This window comes from Enterococcus sp. AAFC-DPL-5182 (assembly GCF_058216605.1).
The window spans coordinates 1,532,407-1,555,359 of sequence record NZ_CM177101.1 but is presented as its reverse complement, the minus strand read 5'-3'; the positions used below and the strand labels follow the sequence as shown (position 1 = coordinate 1,555,359).

The 22,953-nt window shown below is 35.3% G+C and carries 21 protein-coding genes; 1 reads left to right on the top strand and 20 read right to left on the bottom strand.

What is annotated here, in order from left to right:
- Positions 1-3 precede the first annotated feature (3 nt).
- The 20 genes from AC4BB7_RS07165 to AC4BB7_RS07070 form a co-directional block, all read right to left on the bottom strand.
- Positions 4-1,701: a metallophosphoesterase family protein gene (locus AC4BB7_RS07165; protein ID WP_490484885.1), complete on the bottom strand. Its 1,698-nt coding sequence runs from the start codon at positions 1,699-1,701 to the stop codon at positions 4-6.
- Positions 1,702-1,902: 201 nt separating this feature from the next.
- Positions 1,903-3,114, bottom strand: coding sequence for a phosphopentomutase (locus tag AC4BB7_RS07160; protein ID WP_490484884.1), 1,212 nt, complete (start codon positions 3,112-3,114; stop codon positions 1,903-1,905).
- Between the two features lie 3 nt (positions 3,115-3,117).
- Positions 3,118-4,269, bottom strand: a complete 1,152-nt coding sequence (locus tag AC4BB7_RS07155; protein ID WP_490484883.1) for a YhfX family PLP-dependent enzyme — start codon at positions 4,267-4,269, stop codon at positions 3,118-3,120.
- 12 nt (positions 4,270-4,281) lie between these two features.
- Entirely contained in the window at positions 4,282-4,635 is a 354-nt protein-coding gene (locus AC4BB7_RS07150) for a PRD domain-containing protein (RefSeq protein WP_025868596.1), read from the bottom strand.
- A gap of 13 nt (positions 4,636-4,648) precedes the next feature.
- Positions 4,649-5,572 carry a GntR family transcriptional regulator YhfZ gene (gene yhfZ, locus AC4BB7_RS07145; RefSeq protein WP_025868595.1) on the bottom strand — a complete coding sequence of 308 codons (924 nt, stop codon included), beginning with the start codon at positions 5,570-5,572 and terminating at the stop codon, positions 4,649-4,651.
- 5 nt (positions 5,573-5,577) lie between these two features.
- The gene (locus AC4BB7_RS07140; RefSeq protein ID WP_490484882.1) at positions 5,578-6,672 is read right to left on the bottom strand and encodes an aminotransferase class V-fold PLP-dependent enzyme; all 1,095 of its coding nucleotides are present in this window, start codon (positions 6,670-6,672) and stop codon (positions 5,578-5,580) included.
- A gap of 2 nt (positions 6,673-6,674) precedes the next feature.
- The gene (locus tag AC4BB7_RS07135) at positions 6,675-7,562 is read right to left on the bottom strand and encodes a phosphotriesterase family protein (RefSeq protein WP_490484881.1); all 888 of its coding nucleotides are present in this window, start codon (positions 7,560-7,562) and stop codon (positions 6,675-6,677) included.
- A gap of 22 nt (positions 7,563-7,584) precedes the next feature.
- Complete coding sequence (locus tag AC4BB7_RS07130) at positions 7,585-8,892, bottom strand: YhfT family protein (protein ID WP_490484880.1); 1,308 nt, start codon at positions 8,890-8,892, stop codon at positions 7,585-7,587.
- Between the two features lie 4 nt (positions 8,893-8,896).
- On the bottom strand, positions 8,897-9,265 hold the full coding sequence (locus tag AC4BB7_RS07125; protein ID WP_490484879.1) for a DUF2620 domain-containing protein: 369 nt from the start codon (positions 9,263-9,265) through the stop codon (positions 8,897-8,899).
- Positions 9,266-9,460: 195 nt separating this feature from the next.
- Positions 9,461-10,393: an alpha/beta fold hydrolase gene (locus AC4BB7_RS07120; protein WP_490484878.1), complete on the bottom strand. Its 933-nt coding sequence runs from the start codon at positions 10,391-10,393 to the stop codon at positions 9,461-9,463.
- 18 nt (positions 10,394-10,411) lie between these two features.
- Complete coding sequence (locus AC4BB7_RS07115; RefSeq protein ID WP_490484877.1) at positions 10,412-11,368, bottom strand: alpha/beta fold hydrolase; 957 nt, start codon at positions 11,366-11,368, stop codon at positions 10,412-10,414.
- Complete coding sequence (locus AC4BB7_RS07110; RefSeq protein ID WP_490484876.1) at positions 11,346-12,014, bottom strand: TetR/AcrR family transcriptional regulator; 669 nt, start codon at positions 12,012-12,014, stop codon at positions 11,346-11,348. The genes AC4BB7_RS07115 and AC4BB7_RS07110 overlap by 23 nt, the downstream gene beginning before the upstream one ends.
- A 473-nt stretch (positions 12,015-12,487) precedes the next feature.
- Positions 12,488-13,945: a glycoside hydrolase family 1 protein gene (locus AC4BB7_RS07105; protein ID WP_490484875.1), complete on the bottom strand. Its 1,458-nt coding sequence runs from the start codon at positions 13,943-13,945 to the stop codon at positions 12,488-12,490.
- A gap of 13 nt (positions 13,946-13,958) precedes the next feature.
- Positions 13,959-15,839, bottom strand: a complete 1,881-nt coding sequence (locus tag AC4BB7_RS07100) for a beta-glucoside-specific PTS transporter subunit IIABC (protein ID WP_490484874.1) — start codon at positions 15,837-15,839, stop codon at positions 13,959-13,961.
- Positions 15,840-15,942: 103 nt separating this feature from the next.
- Positions 15,943-16,794: a PRD domain-containing protein gene (locus tag AC4BB7_RS07095; RefSeq protein ID WP_207111710.1), complete on the bottom strand. Its 852-nt coding sequence runs from the start codon at positions 16,792-16,794 to the stop codon at positions 15,943-15,945.
- Positions 16,795-18,270: 1,476 nt separating this feature from the next.
- A complete protein-coding gene (locus AC4BB7_RS07090; RefSeq protein WP_490484873.1) occupies positions 18,271-18,711 on the bottom strand; it encodes a hypothetical protein in 441 nt (146 codons plus the stop codon).
- A gap of 26 nt (positions 18,712-18,737) precedes the next feature.
- Entirely contained in the window at positions 18,738-19,304 is a 567-nt protein-coding gene (locus AC4BB7_RS07085; RefSeq protein ID WP_490484872.1) for a hypothetical protein, read from the bottom strand.
- A gap of 2 nt (positions 19,305-19,306) precedes the next feature.
- Complete coding sequence (locus AC4BB7_RS07080) at positions 19,307-20,875, bottom strand: DNA/RNA non-specific endonuclease (RefSeq protein ID WP_490484871.1); 1,569 nt, start codon at positions 20,873-20,875, stop codon at positions 19,307-19,309.
- Complete coding sequence (locus tag AC4BB7_RS07075) at positions 20,869-21,234, bottom strand: hypothetical protein (protein ID WP_490484870.1); 366 nt, start codon at positions 21,232-21,234, stop codon at positions 20,869-20,871. The genes AC4BB7_RS07080 and AC4BB7_RS07075 overlap by 7 nt, the downstream gene beginning before the upstream one ends.
- Positions 21,231-21,509, bottom strand: a complete 279-nt coding sequence (locus tag AC4BB7_RS07070) for a hypothetical protein (protein ID WP_490484869.1) — start codon at positions 21,507-21,509, stop codon at positions 21,231-21,233. The genes AC4BB7_RS07075 and AC4BB7_RS07070 overlap by 4 nt, the downstream gene beginning before the upstream one ends.
- Positions 21,510-22,491: 982 nt before the next feature.
- Here AC4BB7_RS07070 and AC4BB7_RS07065 point away from each other — a divergent pair.
- Positions 22,492-22,761 (top strand): hypothetical protein, encoded by a 270-nt coding sequence (locus AC4BB7_RS07065; protein WP_490484868.1) that lies wholly within the window; start codon positions 22,492-22,494, stop codon positions 22,759-22,761.
- Positions 22,762-22,953 lie beyond the last annotated feature (192 nt).

The following is a 22,953-nucleotide window of genomic DNA, read 5'->3' as shown; positions in this document are numbered from 1 at the left end:
GTGCTAATTTTCACTCTTTAGTAAATTCATCAACTCAAATCCCGTGTTTATTTTAGAATAGATCGAGCAAACGACAAACAATTCTTTTCCTGCAAAATGCACCATTTTATATCGGCCAAAGGATGCTGGTATATGATGATGACCATGAATAGCACCAATTATATTGTACTCTTCAAAGAGCTTTTCAATTTTTAGCTCTGAGCAAACATAGTCTTTTTTATATGCCGTACTGTCTGGTGAAAGCATGCTTAGTTCATTAAATAAAGGTGCATGTGAAACAATTACGGTTGGAATATCATGGTCTTTGTTTAATAGGTGATTTAATGCCTCTAAGATAAATTTTTGTTGTGCTTTTTTTCGTCTCACTAATACAACTGGAATTGTCAGTCCGATATAGCGAATACCATTATGAACAAAACTGCTATTATTTAACACGTTCATTTTAGGAAACCGCTTTTCAATTTCGTCTTTTACACACTCGTAATAGATATGATTGCCTATAGGCAGTTGATACCAAGAATCATCTGGATTCCGCATAAGATCTTGAAACCATTTATTTTTGAAAAAAGGAGTCCATTTCTTCCATTCTTCGTTTTCTTTACTTTGGCTTTTTGGCAGTACATCAGATAATTCGTGATTCCCTATAACATAGAGTCCCTTGATTTCTTCATCAACTATAGGAGAATCCTCTGAAGTTCCAACTATGATATTGAAGTTTTTATTCGTGAATGGAAGATTCTCATCTGTCGCATGGACGTCGGAAACAACATTTACTAAATTAGGATTTTCTATCGGAAGAACATTTTCAAAATACTGTTCCAGTTCTTTTGGATCAACACTATGAGCAACGTAGTTTTGCCTAACCTCAGACAGTTCTTTTCCAAATTCTGATCGTAAAAGTAATTTATTGTTTGTAGGTATAGTTTGGCTCCCGATAATGATTGAATTTTCTATTGTTTGTTTGACTTCTTGAGGAAGTAAACTTAACGCCGATGTAATATCAGATTCAAAGGTTAAATGATTAGCCGAAATCGCACTATTTTGCATGACTGATTCTAATAGTCGGATATTTTTTCCATCCGTCATTAGAGGTAAAGCTTGAGTCAACTGAACAACAAACTTAAGGTATTCTGAAATATAGCCGGATATTCCTGTTTTGACATTTTCACTGAATAAAAACTTCCCTGCAAGATTAGCCGAAAGTGCTCCAGTTTCATCATGTTGCAATAAACGTCCTAGTATTTGGATCTCAAATAATGGATCTTTAAATATTGCTTCATACGCTTGGGTCACTTTAGCAGAATTTTCATCTACTCGTTTATTTGTTACTTGAAAAATACTGAGCTTAAGATAAGTTTCTAAATTTATTTTGTGTGACTCGATGTATTGGTGAGCGACTTCTGGATGAAGTAAATATTGAATCGCTGCACGTTGGATATAGTTCCTAGCCGTATCATAAGGGATTGCAGAGTAGACAAGATCACCTCTGGAAGATATATTTAGCGAGTTTTCTTTCATATTGTAGGTTAATTGGAAATACTCATTTTTGAATATTGTTTTATTAACGGGTCTCCGTTTATTTTCTGGATAAAGATCAATACGCGTAGCAATTTCCAGAGGTAAGCTGCTCCCAGTTATTGAAGGTGATAAGGACTTTCGATCCTCGATAAAAAAAGAATCTTTCTCTTTGTTTGATTTCATGATTGGATCACCTACTTCCTTTATTTTCTGACTTTCGTTAATAGAACAGTCAATCCATTCGTCATGTTCATTGTATTAGACTCTTTATAACAATGCAATTCGTTTTTAGTCGATCCCCTCTGTTTTTTCTTAGCTTGTCGAAAATGATATTAAAAAGCTGAGTGAGTCCTGATTCAGAACATCACTCAGCAATATAAAAAATCAACTGTTTAACTTATGAAGAAATGATTGGCCGTTTTGCGGATTCCCTACTTCAAAAAATTCTGCTGCCGTAGCTGCTACATCTGCCATCGTTTCTCTTTCACCAATCGCTTTTCCTTCAATACCAAGACTATAAACCAACAAGGGCACGAGTTCTCGTGTATGTTGGCTATGACCAATTGTTGGGTCATTCCCATGATCAGCCATTATGATCAGCAAATCTCCTTGATTTAAAAGAGGAATTAATTCTGCTAGTTTCTTATCACTGATTTCTAAGCGATCCGCATACCTTTCAACATCTTCTGCATGTCCAGCCAAATCCGTTTCTTGGATATTAATGAAGAATAAACCATTGTCATTTGCTTTCACTTCTGCAATCAGTTTATCGTATAGTTCTTCAGTATCTACACCAGGAAACAGTTTTTCACTGGAGGTTTGAATAATATCCGCCGCTTTGCCAAATAAAGCTACTGGAATTCCTGCTTGATCTAATATCGTAGGAATTTGGACGTTAGGATCAATCCCATATCCGAGGTGAATAACATGATAATCATTATTATAAACACCTGATTTTGGTGCATCCACTCCAGCAAATTTTCCAATCACAGTTCTAGCATCTAATAAATCAGCCAAATGGATGCCATGTCCACCAAATGTAATCACCCTAGATACTTTGACCACTTCTCGGACGGCTTTTCCTAAAACTGTCACATCTTCAAATGAAATATCATCAAGAGCTGCTGAAACATTAAAAACTTGACCTAAATCCGTTTCTAAATTATCACCAATTGTAGCCACTTCATTTACAACTAAAATCTTAGGCTCATCTATTTCTCCTACATAGCGAACCTGATACCCTTTGGCTTTCAAATGTTCGAAAACTTCATCGATCACTTCATTGAACGCCTGATTTAATGGTTCTTTTGGTGTCGTTCCAGAAATCTCCTGATGGCCTAAAAATGAATCAGCACCATGATGAGTTAAATTCGCTTTTCCATAATTTGCTTTTGGTGAAAATGTTAATTCTTCTGTTTCAAATTCTAGAATATTCATCAATCCAAGTTTTGTTAATGTAGGGATCGTTATTGTAGGAATCTTTTCTATAATGTGCTTCGCTGTGTTTGAGCCATTATCTGCTGGTCTAACCAATGGTACATCCTTCATTGCCCCTACACCAAAGCTGTCTAAAACATTAATAATAAATCGACTCATTTTTTAAATCCTTCTTCCTTGACTATCAAAAATCCCGACTATCTCTGGTTTGCCTTCACTAATTCCTTTTACAACCGCCACATTGCTTCTCGTAACAAATATTTGGGTACGAAAAGCAGCAATCACGGTTGCCCCAACATGATGTTCCGCTGAGATAGAAAGATAATAATCAATACTTTCATCTGAAAATGATTCAACCTGATCCTCTGTGCGAATGTTTGCTTCATCGATTAGCACTGAATTCAAATGACCTCTGCGATAGTAGCCACCACCATAAAAATAGGCTTTTCCTTTAAAATTATGGGATATTTCACTTACATAAACTAAAGCTGGTTTTTCTGGCTGTACTTTATAAGCATGCAATGGCGTCGTTCCAGTCAACGCATGCCCTGGTTCCGCTTGTGTTCCGCCAATTTCTTTAATAAATGGAAATGTTTCGCTACATGATGCAGAAGGAACATTCAGCTCAGGTACTGCAAAACCTGCCTGACGCATAATAGCTCGAGCTTTTTCGATTGTTTCTACATTTTTTGTTTGTGATAATGTGGTGTATGTCTCGTCAAATAAAAAACAAGGAAAAGAAGTAATACCACTAAATTCAATAGCTCCGAATTCATGAAAAACGTTACTTGTTTCAGCAAGATCTTTTAATAAAAATCCGCCAAACTGCCCTTCATATAATTGATCATCATCTGCAACAACTTTTAGCAAAACCTTTTGCTTGATGCCTAATTTTTGAGCTACTGCATTGATCTGCTCTAATTTTTCAAGGGAAAAAACAGTGATATATTCCGCACCGTAAACCATAATGTTTTCTATGAGCTGATCTGGTATTTGCACTAAGTGCCCAACATTAAAGAGAGGAATATGATTTTCCATCATGATGAGTGCTTCTTTAAAGTCGACTACCACAGCTCCACGATAGCCGATTGCCATTAATTCTTTTGCAATCAACGGATTTCGACCAATTTGTTTTAGCATAAAAAACAGTTCGATGCCGATTTTCTTTGCGTTCTCTAACATCACTGCACCATTCATACGAATTGTATCTAAGTCTAAAATGTAAGTATCGGGAAGAATTTGTCCAGTTTGGTGTAAATAAATTCCTGCGTCTATCAAGGCAGGATTTTCTTGTTTCATCATCGGTAGAAACAAATGAATCCCCCCTTACTGCTCTTTCTTCAATAGATTAATAATGTGCATATAAATAAACCACAGTTCCTCTTGGCTAAAGGTTGTCGCACAATAGCGAGATAGTTCTTGCCATAATGCTTTCGATTCTGCTAGTTTTTCATCATTCTGAATCTCAGATAAAATCAGCTCATCCATGCCGATTACAGGCTCATTCTTTTTCTGCCTTGCATCTGCCATAGCGATATGCGTTAAAAACATATCTAGATGTTCTTCGTTATTGATGACTTTTTGTTCAAGTAAATAGTTATTCACTGTCAAAACGAACTGTTCTGTTTCTTCATCTATTATCTTTGAGTCTTTTAAAATTTCTAGTTTTTTTCCAATCATTCTAAACGTCCTTTTAGTAATGAGGGATCATTTTACCTTCTATTACTTGCTTTTGAACAGATAAAATTTTTGTTTCATCGATCACACTCATTAAGATTTTTTTTAATAGCAGATTGTCTTTATGGACTACACAAACTGCTGTACTGGATAAATCATCTTCGACACTACCTTCAAGAAACTGATAGTTTAAATGATCTAATTTTCGATCTTTGATTTCATCGTAATTCCAAATTCCTACATCGATCAGTCCTTGTTCCAGTGAATAAATCAATTGATGACTTGGCACTTCGATAAATTCAACTTTTTTACCAACTGTCGCATTTTCTGTTAAAATCTGTTGATCGTAAGAATTATGGTCAATTCCCACACGCATATGGTTTTCAATTTTTGAGCTTTTGGGATTTGAAAAGATCATTACATGATTAGACAAATAACTGCGAGGTCCAAAGTCTTTAAAAATTTCTAACTTGTTCTCTTCCGCTATTGCTTGTAGCGCAGCTAGTTTTGATACAATTGAAAAATGCATGGTTTTTTCACTCGTCAAATCCATTCGATCTTTAGAACCTCTTACATAAGCCATGCTCAAAGGAATTTCTGCACGTTGAAATACTTCATATAAACCGGTCGCAAACCCTTCGTATGTCTTGGAGTACGGTAACGGCATCGTTCCACGAATCGGTCCTTCGATCACAATTTTTTGTAATCGTTGGTAGTCGATCGTGGTCAAAATCGTCCCTTGACGTCCTTGACTTACTGTGTGGATTATTTTTTCTTCTTTCAAGTAATTCAAAGCATTCTGAACCGTTCCCCGTGACATCCCATATTTTTTTTGAAACTCTGAAATCACAGGCATACGGCTACCTTCAGATAATAAAATCAACTCACCTGATAATTGTTGAATTGCTTTTCCCGTTTTATTTAGAAATTCCTCTTGCATTGGCTTTAATTCCCTTCTATTGACTCTTTTATAATTCTAATGATCGTATCTGCACCTGCTCTCATCGGATTGATCCGAATCATCGTTTTAGTACTTTCTGGAGATGCTGCTCTAAAGGTTCCTGAAAGTCGATAAAACATCGGGACAAATTCATATTTTGATTCAGCACCTACTGGATTAGGAGCTGCTCCTCGTTTTTCTGCTTGTTTCAGTATTTCCGGTGCTATCGGTTGGTCAAACTCTACAATGATCACTTTAGACTGAGCATTAGCGATAAAGGCTTGCTTTACGCCTTTAATTTCACCAGAATTTAAGCGCGTTTCTACTTCCTCAGAAACTTGAGATGAAATCGCTAAAGCTACCGGTGCATATATCAACCCTTGCAATACTGCTATTGCTTCAAACCCTTGTACCTGCAATCCTCCAGAATAGTTCTCTTTACGTAACGCTTTGATCAATTGGGCATCTCCTACAATACAGCCGACACCTTCTGGTCCTAATAATTTGAAAGTCGAAAAACAAGAGAGATCTGCACCGCATTCTACGCCGATTTTGGGTACTTTTAAGGTAGAATAATTGTCATCTGTGATGATCACAATATCTTTATTTTGTTTTTTTATTTGTTGAATAACAGCTTCTGGCTGGTAAGCATCGTCAGGCTTTTGCCTTGTAAATTGAACGATTGCCAATTGGATATCATTTTCAGAAAGTGCAGTTTTAATTGCTTCTGGTTGGTTAAAATCAGCAACAACTGTTTTTAAACCCAGCATCTCAATCGATGTTTGCGTCGTGGGATATACTGGTGCATCGTGAACGAGTACTGTTTTTCCATATTTTTTACTTGCCGCATGTAATGACAGACGAATCGCCATTGTACCCGCACCGCGCACCAACATTGCTGCCTCTGCCGTAAATAACTCTTTCAACACACTCTCTACTTTATTCGTAGTGATGGGTTGATTATAACCTGGCACAACGCCTAAATCGCCACGTGTTAAGATTTCTGAACCTTCAAAATTTCTCGTAATACAATCGACAATTTGAAATTGTTTCTTCATTGCTTCTTCTAGATTCATCGTTTCTAAAGGAAATGTTTTCATGTTCATTTCACTCCTTGTCCAAAGAAATTCAAAGGATTATGAATCAGCATTTTTTCAACTGTGTTACTCGAAATTCCTGCTTCTTTCATCATTGGGACAAACGTATCAAGTAAATACGAATAACCAATGCCATTTTTAAATTTCATATTTGATTTTCGGGTAATGTCCATTGATAAAAAGACCTGATCTGCTAATCCTCTTTTTTCAATTTCTTTTAACATCGATACACGGAGTGCATCTGGTTGATAGTTCTCTTTTCCTATTGTATCAAATTCTACATAGACACCTTGGTCTAACATGTTTAAAATGTACTCAAGATTGCCACTTAAATCAACATGTCCAATCACAACAGATGCTAAATCAACATTATTTTCTTTAAAAAACTGAACTTGTTCATGACCGTTTGTGCCAAGGGTTGTGTGGGTGGTAATTGGCACACCCGTTTCCTTATGGGCAATCACAGATGCATCGAAAACTTTTTTCTCATTTACCGTCCAACCATCTTTACTTGAACCAATTTCACCAATGATCTCAGCTTTAATAGTTGTATCTGCGATACCACTTTGGATTTCCTTGATCATTAATTTCCCCAAATCTTCAACTGACCATTCCGTAACAATAGTAGGTAAAAATTTTTCAGTGTAAAAGCCCGTTGCTTGCACAATATTGATACCTGATGCTTCTGCCACTTTTTGGACATATAATGGATTTCTCTTCATATCTAAATTTGTAACGTCCACAATATTACGGACGCCTTTATCATAAAGTTCTTTAAATTCTATGATTGTTTCCTCAAAACAATTTAGGTTTGTATCGTCGATATTTTTTATACGAGACAAATCAATTGTCGTATGTTCATGCATATAAGTGATTCCATCTACTAAGCTCATTCGTTGTCGTCTCCTAAATTTTTTAAAGTCCTGGTGGTGTCATTAAATTAAGTAATACTAAAACATTTGAAATCACACCGACTAATAAGGCACCCACTGGTCCAATTGCAAGGTCGACCATTTTCTTTTTGAATGTGCCATTTAATACGTAAAGTCCAACAACAAATAAACCACCCCAAGCAGGAGCAATTGCTGTTGCTGCGATCACACCACCAACAAGCAAGGCAATTTCTAAGACTTTTGTGATCGCTGTTCGAATATTATCACCAGCATCACGCATTCCTGGGAATCGATCCAACAATACAGAGAATTTCGTTAAGAGTAACACTTCGATGGACATCCAAATACCGCCTGCCACAAAGGCTAAAAGCGGTTGTCCCATCGCCGCACCGATTGAGCCAATCACAAAAACCATCTTGATGCCAGCTGGTGAATAAGTTCCTGTAGCAATTCCAGTCGTTACAACTAATGGAATAAATCCAACAACTCGAGCTAATTCGGTCAAAGCAGCTGAATTAAATTGACCTTCTTGGTATAATGGAGCTGAGAGTGCAGATTCCGTTACAATTGACATCGAAGCCGCCAAAGCAATCAATGCGCCAGATAAAGCAAATAAGTACCAATATTTCTTAATTTGTTTTACTCGTTCCGCAAAGATATTTGCCAATTGTGCCTGAGAATCTGTTCTTTCTCTTTTATCATTCATCGCATAACTGATCATAAAAATCATCCCAACAAGCAACGCAATCGCATTCGCATTAATAACGATCGTATTACCATTCGCTAAATTAAACGAACCAAATTGTGTTGTCACTACTTGAGCTAATACTGTTGCTGTAAAGGTGATCATTCCTTTTTTCCAACCATATTGAAGGGCTACAACTAAGGCTGGGAAAACAGCAAATGCTACTAAAACAACGGATGAGACTTGACCGAGACTATCTAAGAAATTATAAGGAAGAATTTCAAATACTTTTTGAATTGTTCCTAGACCCGCCCCCATCACAACACCATAAACTCCGCCAGCTGCTCCTGCTATCCAGATAGAATATCTTTTATCATCTGGCAAATAGCTACCAATAATATCTGTTCCCAATAAAACAACATGAATGATAATTACGCTGGACGCAATAGACTGTGGAATAAACCCAACTATATACCCGATTCCAAAAGCCAGTGCCGTAGTTCCTAATGCTGATTTTGTGACTCTCTTTTCACGGTACTCTAAAACGATCGGTCTTAGAGCATCGTTAAAAACAGCAATTTTCGTATTCGCCATAATCGTTGTTACAGCACATAATGCTGCCATGATTACTATGTTTAATGCCATTTTATTACCCCTCCTTATTCTCAAGCGCTTTCATCACATTTGAAATGATAAAGTCCATATCTTGTGAAGTGAAACCAAAAGCAATTTTCCCAGCAGTTACACTCTGGTTGATTTCTTCTTCAGATGCGGTCGTCCCCGGCATGCCTAATGTTACCGTTTTATCTCCGCCCAATAATGCAATCGCCATTGCTAATGCGCCACCGCCTCCTGTATTGCAGGCCCCAAAATAATAGTCAGCAGTCCCATTTTTTAATGCCATTGCCGCATCGATATCGGTTTTTACGGTGATTTCGTAGTTCCCCTTTCCATACTTTTGTAGCAGTTCTTCGATTGTTGATTTTTCGATTTGCCCACCTATAACGATTTTCTTCATGATAATTCTCCTTTCGTACAAAATTTTGTATATTTACCTCGAAAATAAAAATACAAAAAAATGTATTTTTGTTTTCAGGGTTATTATAGCATCTTTATTTTTGGATGTAAACCCTTTCTATCGGATAGGTCATGGCACTAATATTTTAGCCAGAATTTAGCCATTTACTTTCCTCAAAATTTTGTACCATGACATTTACCTCTCTAAAAAATGTGGGATTATTTCTACTATTTTTTCAGATTGAGTATGATGTAAATAGTGGCTCCCTTCTAATATCTTTATCTCAGATTTCTGACTATCTTTTATCATATCTTCATGTAGGAGAACCCATTTCTCATCTGACTCAACACTTTCAGAGGCTAAAAAGTATAAGACTGGTAACTGAACTGGATAAGTTAAGTTAGCTACTTTATCAAAATTCTCTTGCATGACTTCTCCTTCATTCAATGTCGCTTTATTCCCAATATTCTTTAGCGAAATATATTTAAATTGTTCAGTATCTTTTTTCGATAACTTAGGGGCATTCAAAAATGAAGGTTCTATATCAGAAAGTAAACGATAGATTCCTGATTGACTCAATAACTTAATGGTCTCACCTTGATTATCATCTGCTCCACCTTGAGTAGGCAAACTACTATCAATCCCAATAAAACTTTTCACTTCATTGGGATACTCATTAATATAAGCAAGTGAATACACTCCAGAAATAGAATGCCCTACTAAGTGATACGAACTGATATTTAACTGCTCCAATACTTGATGAAGCTCACTCGTTAAATTCTCAATGGAACGTACTTTATCCGTATCATCACTTAACCCATAGCCGAAGGGTTCCACCACGAGGACCTGATATTTTTTTGATAACTTATTCACTAGGGGTTGAAAATCAAGAACAGGAGAACCCGTTAGATAACCTGGTAACAACACCATTTTTTCGTCACCAGTCCCCGTCACTTGAACGCGCAGCGATTTGTTCTCTACTTTCACTTCTTGACCATAAGGAATAATTTTTTTCGTTTCTTTTTTTAGTTGGATTTTATTATTTGCGTAAACTCCGACGAAAACAAGAAGCACAACCACCAATAAACTTCCGATTGAAATACCTAAAATCTTCACTATTTTTTTCATAGTCATCCCTCAACTCTGTCAGTTATTCAAAAAATTGCTTGTTTCTTTTACGATTGTTTCCATTTGCGTGTGGTGTAAATAATGGGCGCCTGGCAGTTGAAGTAATTTTCCTTTATCTAAACCTTTCACCTGATCTTGATGCAGCTCAAGCCAATTTTTTTGATTCATATCATTATCTGCAACAACTAATAAAACCGGCATATTTTTTGGATAGGTTAAGCCACGAGAATCAGGGAAGCTATTACTTAATTCTTGAAGTTCATCTTTCATCGCGGGACTACTCATATTCTTCATCGTCAGTAACTTAATCTGTTCAAAGTCTGGACTATCTTGACTCACCCCTAACCCTGTTTCTGGATTAATGTTGATTAACGCTCGAAAAACACCTGCTGTTTTTAAGAAGTCAAAGACTGTCATATCAATACCAGGCCAAGGTTGTTCCGGTGTGCTGGAATCAATTCCCACAAAGCCTTCCATTTCTTTTGGGTAAACTTGGGCGTAATTCACCGCATAAAGCCCCGCAATCGAATGCCCCATTAAAGTGTATTTAGAAAGCTTCAATTCTTTGGCTACTTGATGGATTTCCTCCACAATATTTTCAACGCTACGACGTCGATTCGTTTGGCTGCTTAAGCCATAGCCAAATGGCTCAATCGTAACCACACGATACTCTTTCTTCAACTCTTCGATCATCGGTTTAAAATCTAAATAAGGACTAGCTGTTCCTTGCCCTGGTAAAAGTAAAATCGTTTTCTGTCCTTTACCTTCATCAACAATATTCATCTCACCATCAAATATTTTTAATTTCTCACCATAAGACTCAATTCGTTTTGCTTCACTTTTCAAACTTATCTGGTGAATCGTAAAGGTAATTACTAAGGACACAATTAGGATGGTGATTATACCTAAGATTACTTTGCCGATAACTTTTAATAGTTTGACGCCTAGTGATTTAGTTTTCAGTTGTTTGGTCATTTAGTTCTGCCGCCTTTATCATAATTTGTTGGTCAAGTTGCTCTAAAAATACATCACTGATAATTGGCATTCCACTATTTTCAAGCATTGTTTTGGCAGCCATTAATTTTTCAAAAAAGGTCTCTACTGTATTTGGAAACAAGGCCTGAATAAACCATGTACTTAAAATCAAGATCGCTAATTCAGCCATTTGTTTCGGTTGATCAACTGTGGCTGATCCATCGCTGTTTCCTTCGATCAAACAGGTTTCTACTAAAGGTGCCATAATTTCATTCGTCGTTCGAATATACATTGAAAAGAATTTAGGATTATCTAATAACGTAAAACTAAGGATTCGCGATTGACTGGCCTCACTATTGAACATTCCTTCAAATAACAGAGCCTGAATTTTCTCTAATCCATTTAATTTATCTTTCTCCATAATTGCTGTTAAGGCAGTTTCATTGGGAATAAATCGTCTGACGACGGCATCTATGATCTCATCTTTAGATGCATAGTGGTGATAAACGGCACCTTTAGTTAAACCGTCTAAACCTTTGACGATATCGGAAATAGATGTTTTTTCATAGCCTTTTTCTATAAATAGTTGTGTTGAAACATCTAGAATTAATGATTTAGCTTCCTCGGCTGTATATTTTTTAGTCATCTAATCGCTCCTTTCTTAAAAAAACATTCAATCGGTATGTTTTTATCATACGCTTCTTTTGTGGAATGTCAAATTATATTTTCATTTTTTTAGTTAATAAAAAAGTTGAGTAAGTTCTATTTTAGAACATTACTCAACTTTTAATTACCTAAATAGCTTCGATTTATTGAGTTGTCATCAAATCAAAGATGTATCATTCGACACTTTTAAGTGCTTCAGTCATTTTAATCTTATTGATTTTTTGATTGGAGAGATAATTCACAATAATGATTAAAACAATCGTAAAAATAATCGTAATCAGATAACTCTGTCGATCAATAACTGGTTTGAAATAAAGCTCATCACCCAACCTGCATTAGAAAAGATTTTTTCATGTATTTTAATCCCAAGTTGAAGAATTCTAATTTTTAAAAGCTCTTAACTACATTAACTGCCATAGTTTAGCTGACAACCCCATTTTTTCCCGTGCTCTCTCATACGATTTCACCATTTGATGAAATAACATTTTTATACCAATCAAAAGAAGCTTTTTTGTATCTTTTTAAGGAACCTTTCCCATCATCATCTAAGTCTACATAAATAAATCCATATCTTTTAGACATTTCGTTTCCACTAGCACTAACTAGATCGATACAGCCCCACGGCGTATAACCAATAATATCGACGCCGTCCGAAATTGCTTCAGCGATTTGTTCAATATGTGCCTGTAAATAATTGATTCGATACTCATCATTCACTTGATGATCAATAGTCAATGTATCTTTAGCACCTAGACCATTTTCCACAATAAATATCGGTTTTTGATAACGATCATATATCTTATTTAAGCTAATCCGCAGTCCAACTGGATCAATTTGCCAACCCCATTCGCTTTTATCCAGATACGGATTTTCTTTACTTGCTAAGATATTGCCCGCTGTTTCCTCGCCTTCATTTTCTGCAATAATCCCACTCATATAATAACTGAAAGAGAAAAAATCAGCAGTATTAGCAGCAAGTAATTCTTTATCCTCTTGCGTACTATTAATTGAAACACCTTTTTCTTTAAACAAACGTTTAGAAAAGCTTGGATAATAGCCCTTCATTAATACATCTGTGAACAAAAAGTTTTCCTGATCTGATTTTAAACTGGATAAGACAGTCTCCGGATTGGTGGTTTCTGGGTAATTCTCAAATCTGACAATCATACAGCCCATTTTTGCTTCTGGATCGATTTTGTGTAAAAGTGCAGTCGCTTTGGCTGCAGCCACCATTTGATGATGTGCCGCTTGAAAATTTACTTGATTGCTATCTTGAGTTTCAGTTAGTTTATCCGCTAAAATTCCGCCAGATAAGTAGCCTGTCATACCAATAACATTCATTTCATTGAAGGATATCCAGTATTTTACTTTGCCTTTAAAACGAGTGAATACCGTTTCTGCATATTTTTCAAAAGCAGCTATTGTTTTTCGACTACTCCAGCCATTTTGCTTAAATGATAGTGCTAGCGGAAAATCATAATGACTGAGTGTCACTAATGGTTCAATATGATATTTTAGCAGCTCATCAATAACAGCCTCGTAAAACTGAAGTCCTGCTTCATTTGGTTGCTCATTGTCACCCTCGGGGAAAATTCTAGCCCATGAAATGGAAAATCGAAAGGTCTTAAAGCCCATTTCAGCTAATAGAGCAATATCTTCTTTATAGCGATGATAGAAGTCAATCCCCGTTCTTTTAGGATAAAATCCCTCCGTATCTTCTAATGCTTCCTGAACTTTCTGAGTGGTCATCGGAGCCAGCATTTGCTGCATCCTTTTTTTTGGATCTTCAATGTATTTTGACGTATCAGAAGTTGTCCAGCCTTTCCCATCTTCTCTTGTAGCACCTTCTATTTGATTCGCAGCTGTCGCTCCTCCCCATAGAAAACTTTGTGGGAATTTTTTTTCATCCATCTCTTATTTCCTCCTAGCTTACTACTACTGATAATTCATCACTAAAATTGATAGCATCTTCTGAATGTATTGGTAGCACCTTCAAATAATCGTTACTATTCGTAATGATTGTTAATACGACCGGATCATAACCGGATTCTTTAATAAACTTGATATCCATAGACATAATAGAATCGCCTACCGAAACGTGGTCTCCAACTTTCACCTGAGGTTCAAAACCTTTGCCTTGAAGCTCTACTGTATCGATACCTAAATGAAGCAAGATCTCCAACCCGTCTACACTTTTTAAACCAATCGCATGTTTTGTTTCAGCTATCATGATCACTTCACCTTCAACGGGAGACTTAATCTTGTTACTATTTGGGTTTATTGCTACTGTGTATCCCATGATTTGTTCTGAAAATGTAGCATCAGAAATGGTTTCAATTGGTACAAGTTCGCCAGATACAGGAGAACTGATATTCAGCTGTTTGCCTGACGCCACACTTCCTTCCGTTTTTGATTGAGAAGTGTCTTCAGTTTCTTCATTGAAACCTAATACCCAAGTCAAGCCAGCAGCGATAAGAAAAGCCGCCAGAGACCCAACGATAGTAATAATGATATTTTGACCATTACTCGCATCAACATACCCTGGAATTGCAATCAAGCCCGGCATTGCCATACCAAATGTTTTTACATTAAATAAATTGAAAAATATCCCTACGATCCCACCACTAACGATCGCTGCATACAAAGGACGTTTTAGCTTTAGCACAACTCCGTACAATGCCGGTTCAGTGATTCCTAAAATTGCTGACATTCCAGCAGATAAAGAAAGTTGTTTCATATCCTTATTTTTAGTTTTAAGAAATACACCAAAAGTTGCCCCAGCCATAGCAAAGGTTGCTGCTAACATCGCTGGCATTAGTGTATTATCAAAGCCAAATTTTGCAAATGTATCAATCATAATCGGTGACATTGCCCAGTGCATTCCTGTCATAACTAATAATGGATAAAAGGCACCTATAATTGCACCACCAACGAATCCTGCTGAATTGAATAACCAAGTGATAACACCTGCCAACGCACCGCCAATATAGGTTCCAATTGGTCCTAAAACGATTAATGTTACAGGAATAACAACTAATAAAGTCAACATGGGTGTAAACATTGTAGTTAATGTAGCTGGCATCCATTTTTTCACAAAGTCATAAACATATTTTAAAAGATAGGTAGCTAAAATGATTGGAATTACAGATGCGCTATAAGTCAAGTAAGGAATTGGCAGAATACCAAACAAACTTAACTGATTAACTGTTTCCCCCGCCATTAATGCAGCAGCTCCCGCTGTCATTGAAGGGTAAAGTAACGATCCTGCAATACAAAGCGCTAAATACTCATTCGTTTTAAACTTTTTAGCACTAGAAACGGCTAATATGAATGGCAAGAAATAAAAAGCACAATCCGCAATAATATTTAATACTTGGTAACCTGTACTTTCGAGCTGCAGCCAATTAAAAGCAGTGCATAATGCAAGCACACCTTTTAATAATCCTGTCCCAACTAATGCAGGCAAAGCAGGGGTAAATATCCCGGAAATCGTATCCATTAACTGATTTACAATATTTCCATTTTTACCTTTGCCATCTCCTGCTTCACCTGATAATGTTCCTAATTGTTCCTCAACCTCATCAAAGACGTTGGAAACATCATTACCAATGATTATTTGAAATTGATCTCCAGAAAATTGAGCGCCCATAACCCCTTTAGTGTTCTTAATCGCATCAATTCTAATTTTACTATCATCCTTCACATTAAAACGTAAGCGTGTTACACAATGCCACGCAGCCGTAACATTCTTTTTCCCACCGATCAATTCAATCAATGTCGATGCTAATTCTGTATATTTTGCCATTTTCAACACTCCTTATAAATAATAAAAGACCAAACATTACAAAAGAATTATTCCTTTTGCAATATCTGGTCATGCCTGATCGAATCAGTAACAGTCCATTTTTCTATTTTTGTCTTTCAGTGACTCTTTCAATGTGTAACGTAAGATAAAACAACTCATCCGCATTGACTTCACACTTTTGATTGTTTTCAATCATTTTTCCAACCTTCTCAGCGGCTTGAAAGGATTTTCGATAATTCTTCTTTACGATATCAATTAATTGAGTATCAATTTTATCTGAGCTTTCATGATTGATCTGTCTCAAAATAAAATATCTTAAATGTGTAACAAAACGGATATAATTCACAGAGTTTTGATCTAAGATTATTTGGTAATGATATTGAATAATTTCGATGGCTCTATTGATTAATTCCGCTAGTTGCATTGATTGAAGATTCACCCGAGAATCATATTGAGCATTCACAAAATGATAGGTTAAAAAGGTCTGCTCACTTTTAGGTAATCGAATTCCTGTTTTCTTTTCAATATAATATAAACTATCAACCGCTATTTCATGCTCCTTAGGATATAAATTTTTCACTTCCCAGCGCAGATTCTCTGGATAATCAAATGTATCGCTAGCACTTCTTTTCAGTGCATGACTTAGATGATCAGCCAATGCTAGATAATGACTATCATCAAATTTAGGAATTCCAAGTGCAACAGCAGCTTGCTCACTAATCTCTTCTGTTAAAAGCAAAGTATCTGCGGTGATATTTTCAATTGCTTTGTAAAGTACATTTTGTTCCTTTTTGTCCTCATCATTCGAATGAAAGACACGCTCTATTTCCTCATGCTTCACTTCCTGCCCCGCTTGCTTTCCAAACGAGATTCCTTTTCCCATAGCAATAACTTTATCTCCATTATCATCTATCACCCAAGCAACACTATTATTGATTTTCTTGTGAAACTGCACAACAATAACCTCCTCTCCAAAAAAAATACGCCAAAACACGCATTAATTACTTAATGTGTTTCAAACGTAGGTTATGCCTGATCGAATCAGTAACAGTCCGTATTCTTATATACGTATAATAGCAGTTGTTGTAAACGTTGTCAACACACTTTTTTTTAGTAGCATATCGCTTATACAAAAATGAAAAATGTCTGGGTGCTTAGTAAGAGGTGCCGTATATAGAAAATTTATTCGTGGAGGTGTTCTTTATTTTTTCTAACAATATATTGCTTCATCCCTCATACATCATCCCTTTTAATTTCCCAGCATACAATTATATTTGTACTCAAAGTGTACCAGGCGCTTTTAAAGTCTTTTTAAGAATCAAGTTATACACCCATGATTGTTAATTTTGATTTATCTATATTTAATAACCTAGCACGCACATCCTTTGATTTGTACTTAACTACTATGATACCAGATTTTGAGTGAACTTTTAGTAAATGAATCTTGTTATTTCATGCTAACGGAGTTTTTTAATCTTCAGGACTATTTAAAAATTAATGGCATCGTTCAATAAATCCGAATTTTTGTTCGTTTTTTTCTCTGTTCGGCTTGGTTCTCGCTGTCAAGTTATTCACACTTAGTGCTAAGTAAAATGAATAGAAACAGAAATAAAAATGATGCTCCAAGTGAATCAATAGAACTACCAATTTTGCTAATCTCAGACGCAAGTGATTTTTTTACATTCTCATCAATAAACATATTAGCAACTGAAATTACTGGAACAATAATTCCTATAATTCCTAAGGGTAACATTGTTGTCTTAATCAAAGACTTGTGCGACTTTGTACACTCCAAGATAATCTTACCATTGCCTGAGACAGAAAAAATTACATACATACTGAACCAATAAACAATGAGTAACAATATACTTGAAATAAAGAAAAATAAATTACTATACACATTTATTTGCTTTGGAATAAAAAACTTCACAAATTCAAGCATAAATAACGCAGTAAAAATAAGAGTTGAATAAAAATATAAAGGTGTTTTAAATATACTTTTATAAAAATCAGTATTTATATATGGCCTTTCCCATTTACCTATTTTTACTTTTATTATAAGACTCCAAAATAGTTTTAGATAAAAAATTAGTAATGAAAATATGAAATAAAACGACCAGCATAAATATAGTAACATTATTATTAATGTAGGAAATAGCCAAAGTAAATGTAACGGATTTCCAGAGTTCATTCAATACCTCAATTTCTTATAAAGTCAATATTATGAATTCTTTTAGTTCCTTATTAATTAGTTAATTTATTGATAGTGATTGTATAGATACACTCATTTTATTCAATCTTATATGTTGTTCTTACAATAATTAATAATGAATAAAAAACTCCTAAAGCCTGTATTCATGATGACGGTCTATTTGATTTAGAAATCTATCTATTAATTATTGTTTAATGAGTAGTATTATTTTAAAATAAACTATTCATGTTTACCTTTGTATTCTCCAAAATGATTATCAATTTCTATCGAAGTATTTTCTATAGGTATGTTTAACTCCCAGTTAGTATTATAATCTTCTCTTGAATGACCTATATCACAAAAAATACGTAATTTATATTCATTATCAAAAAACATTTCTAAATCATACTTAGGCGTTAAGTTGAAATTGATTAACTTTCTACCTTCAAGGATAGGTGATTTTTCACCTATAAGACCATTTGGACTACTATTATTTTCGGTTGGTAAAATAGTATCAGAGGAAGTAACAATTACATTGTCCTTATCCTCAATTCTCCACGTACACCAGATAAATAGATAAGAAGTATCCTCAAATTCTACCACTAAAATTGATCCTGCTGCACCACCAGCACTACTTTTAACTACAGTTTGATTAATCAGACTTTTTAATTTATCTTTCATTTGCTATATCCTCAACAATTCAAACATTAATTATTTGTTTTCATATAAGAATAGTACTCAGCTAAAGTATCTCTAAAATATTCTTTATTTTCATCGTTCACAGTCATCGTAGATAAAAATCGTTTAATTTCTTTGTCTGTTTCTTCTAGAAACCTGTCCATATCAAATGAATAGACATAATATTTTTCATTATCGTAATAAGATATTTCTCCACAACCGTTTGGTAATAAACCTATATAAAAATCTGGTGTCTTCGTTCCTCTTAGATGAAAACGATGATTCATAAAATAATCAGATAAACAATCCACATAATCAAACATTTCTTGTACATCTGAAAAATCATCAACTTTGTCATACAACAATTCTCTAGATTCAGCTATTGAATTGGTAAACGGAAATGGGAATGTTTCTACTTTTAGATATTCCTTTTTCTCTGCAAACCATTCGATAAAACTAGCCACATCCCAGTCTAAATTAAGCAATGTTATATTTTCACAGTATATAGCAAATTCTCCCCATAATTCTAATAAGGCTGATGATTCACCCTTATATGGATTATCTGTTTTCTTTAGTTTTATTTTTAAATTTTTCATCTCTATTTTCCTTTTATAATTTTTTTGAATTCTGGTTTAGTCATTTTTCCTTCTTTCACCCAGTTTCTTAATATATCAGCTCCACCTTTTTTATCTACTAATTCATTACCAGGTATTTTATACCCATGCCATCCACCGGCTCCATCAGGTTGAAATTCATAGATTTGTCCATTCTTTATTCCATATTTTTGTTTCCCAACTTGTTGAGATTCATTTAGAACTTTCTGGGCCTCATCTGCTCCTAAATCCATTTCAGAACCCCATCCCCCCTTGCCTTTAGGTGTATGTTTAGGACTAGAAACAAACTTTCCATTTGGATATAAAGATTGTTGACGATCACCGTAATTATTTGCAAAATTATAGTCGATTGAACTTGCTGGAACGCCCATTTTACTGAGAGCATCTGAAACAATTGCCACACCCGCTCCTGTGGTTGCTGTGCCTGTTACAACTCCAGCTGGCGTGACTCCTGTTAAAGCAAGAGTTCCCCCAGAAAAATAAGTTCCCCCTAAACTTAGTCCAGTTATCCCAAGTCCTCCAAGTGCTGTAGTTACTCCTGTTGCTAATTGTAACAGAGATTGATTTAAAAGTTCTCTTTGTTGAGCATTCAATTCTTTGTTCGCTTGTGCGGTTAATTCTGCATCATTTACGCCATTTTTTAAGATAATGACTCCGTTACCTGCACCCATATTAACAGGTAGTACTCTCAATATATTCCCGTCATCATCAAACAATAATAACTGATTCAACTCATTGATAGCTGCTGCCCATTGATCAGCAGGAACATTTTTCAATGCCTCTTTCATAATTTCTTGATAGTATTTCCGAGCTGCTTTTGGTAATTGGAGTTCGTCCATCCCATTTTCTAGAGCAACCTGTTTTCTTGTTGCGGTTACACTCGTTGATTTTACTGATGTTAACCAAGAAGAATCAAAACCTTCTGGAAAAGCATATGCTCCTGTTTTAGGGTTCACTGTCATTAGTCCTAATACTTCTATTGCTTGCATACCAATTTTTAATTGATTCAAAGAATCACGAAATAAACCGTTTGTTTCTGACTGAAAATTGGCTAAAGCTTCTAATTTTTCTTGTTCTTTCTTTATTTTATCTTCTAAATTTGTACGCGCTTGTTCTAATCGTTGGTTATCATGAACTAAAGCTTCTAAAGCACCTTTAGCTAGTTTTCCCAGTAATCCTAATTTATTTGAGTATTGAATTTGAAAATCAATTACCGAAATTTGGCGTTGAAACGATTGAATTAATTCATTTTGAACCTGTTCATCAATAACAGCCCATTTATTCACTAATCCGTCGGCTGCTTGATAGCTGCTGAGTTCTTCTTTTATTGCATCAACAGCACTATCTACACGTTCAACGGTTGGAAGAATCAAGTCTTGGAATAAGCCTTTCCCTGCTGTATACGCAGCCCCAGACAACTGTTCACCATCCACTGACTGAATCAAATGTTGACTACCTGATTTCAGTTGTCCTGTAACGCCTTTTGCAGTAGCTATATTCGTCGTTAAACCTTGAATCAAAGCCGTGGAATCTACACTTATATACTTTACCATTCTAACGCCACTCGCTCTTTATACAAACGTTCGTTAGTCTCTTCTAATTGTTTGTTAGATTTTCTATAAGCAGATTCTACAGTTTCTTCCTGAGAACGAAAGACAGATTGAACCGTTTTGTAAATATCTTGGATCTCTTCTTGGTTATAATAAGCAGTTTTATCTCCAAAGTGAGCAAGTTCTTGATATAATGAAGCGATTCGATCAGTCTGTTGTTTCATTTGCCAGTTACTTTCTTCTAACTGTTCCTGCCACTTCCGTTGTTCTCTTTTCAAATCCTCTGAAATTTGCTCATTTTCTTGAATTTGTTTGGTTAATACAATTTTATCCGCTTCTATTTTTTGCTTATCCTTTGTCAATAGACGACACCACCCATTTGGTGAGCAGCTTTACGATCTTGATACTCCATTATTTCTGCAATTTGGGGAAATTTTTCTGCTTGAGTCCAAACGCACTCTGCAAGACTACTCACTTCACCGACAATTTGATTTGCAATTTTCAACCCGTCTGTCATGCTAGATACCGTACTTCCAGAAAAACTGATTGCCTTTTTGGATAAATCTACATTTTTTCCAGTTAATTTAGTTACAGCATTTTGAGCTGCTGCTGTACTCGACGCTATTTTACCAGTCATAAAAAAACTCCTTTTATAAATTATTCACAACAAATGTATTTATATCATTACATAAAGTCTGTTTATACAATTAAAGTCTACCAAATATAATGACTAATAACAACAACATCATTACACCGCAGCATCTAATGGCACAAAATTTATCAGCTATTCTATGAAGAAGTATTCTTTTTTATGTAAGTTGATGAAATATTTCTGTGATGCAAAAGCTCTGAAACATTGCTTCAAAAATTAAATACATTGTATGAATGAAAAAAATGGCAGCGCACAATAAATCCGAATTTTTGTTCGCTTTTTTTCTCTGTTCGCCTTGATTCTCTCTGTCGTTTTATTTATACTTAGTGTATAGAATGGAAATAAAAAAGCTGAGTAAGTCCTGATTCAGAACATCACTCAACTTTATGACAATTTAATCCTTGGCACCTTTTTGTTTGGCTGGAACCGAACGAAAATGGTCTTGAAATCTTCAAAAACTGTCCTCACAAGTTTGCCAATAGTAAATGAATCACTAGCTTTTTTGTCGTGTCTCTTTTTGAGCTACCATTAGAAAGGATTGCTAGGTTTCTTTAAGGTACTATTGACTTATTCAGGTATTGGACATTGGACCAATGCCTTTTTTGTTTCTATTCTAGGTCTGATTTTTATCGATGGTGGTGATAATGAAACGTAACGATGTACAAGTTTAAAAATAGAAAAATAAAAAACGGCACCTTACAACCTGACTGGAATCATGTTGCAAGGCCCCGAATAAACAGCCTCACGCTGCTTATCCGAGTTGCCGATAGCGCGTACCGAAGTACTCGCATGTTTTATTGTACTTAATTTTGATTGATTTTACTAGTCTCTTTGCTGGATTCTTTCATCTTTTTGACGATTTCATGTGTTCTTTGGCGAACTATTGCACACGATGAGGCACAGATAGGTCTGATCGTTTTTTATTTTCCTGTTGGTTTTTCAAAAAAATAGGAATGGATGTGTAGTGATGAGTAAAGAACAGAATTTGAAGGCAGTACCTTATCAGGATATTTTGGATGTGCGGAGTGAGTTGATCAAGCTTCGATCTTGGCAGAAGTCGTTGGTTTATTTGGATGAATTTTTTGATGGGAAGGTTACGAGGAATAAGAAGGATATGCGGATGCGGTATTATTCTTGTCAGCAGTTGTATCAGGTTTTTGCTGGGGATTTTGAGGGGGTTTTGAAGGAGAGTGAGGAGATTGTAGCGAAGATGATTCAGAGAGGGAAAATTCAGTAGATATATCTATAAAAAAGCTAAAATCAATTTGTTCCCTTGGTGATTTTAGCTTTTTATGTGCATTGATTTTATACTAAATACCTTTCCATTTGACTTAAGTATTTGAAAAATTAAAAGTATCAAAGGATTCAATTATTTTTAAGAAAATTAAAATCGGTATAAATTTTTTTCGTCTTTGAAACGGATTAAAAT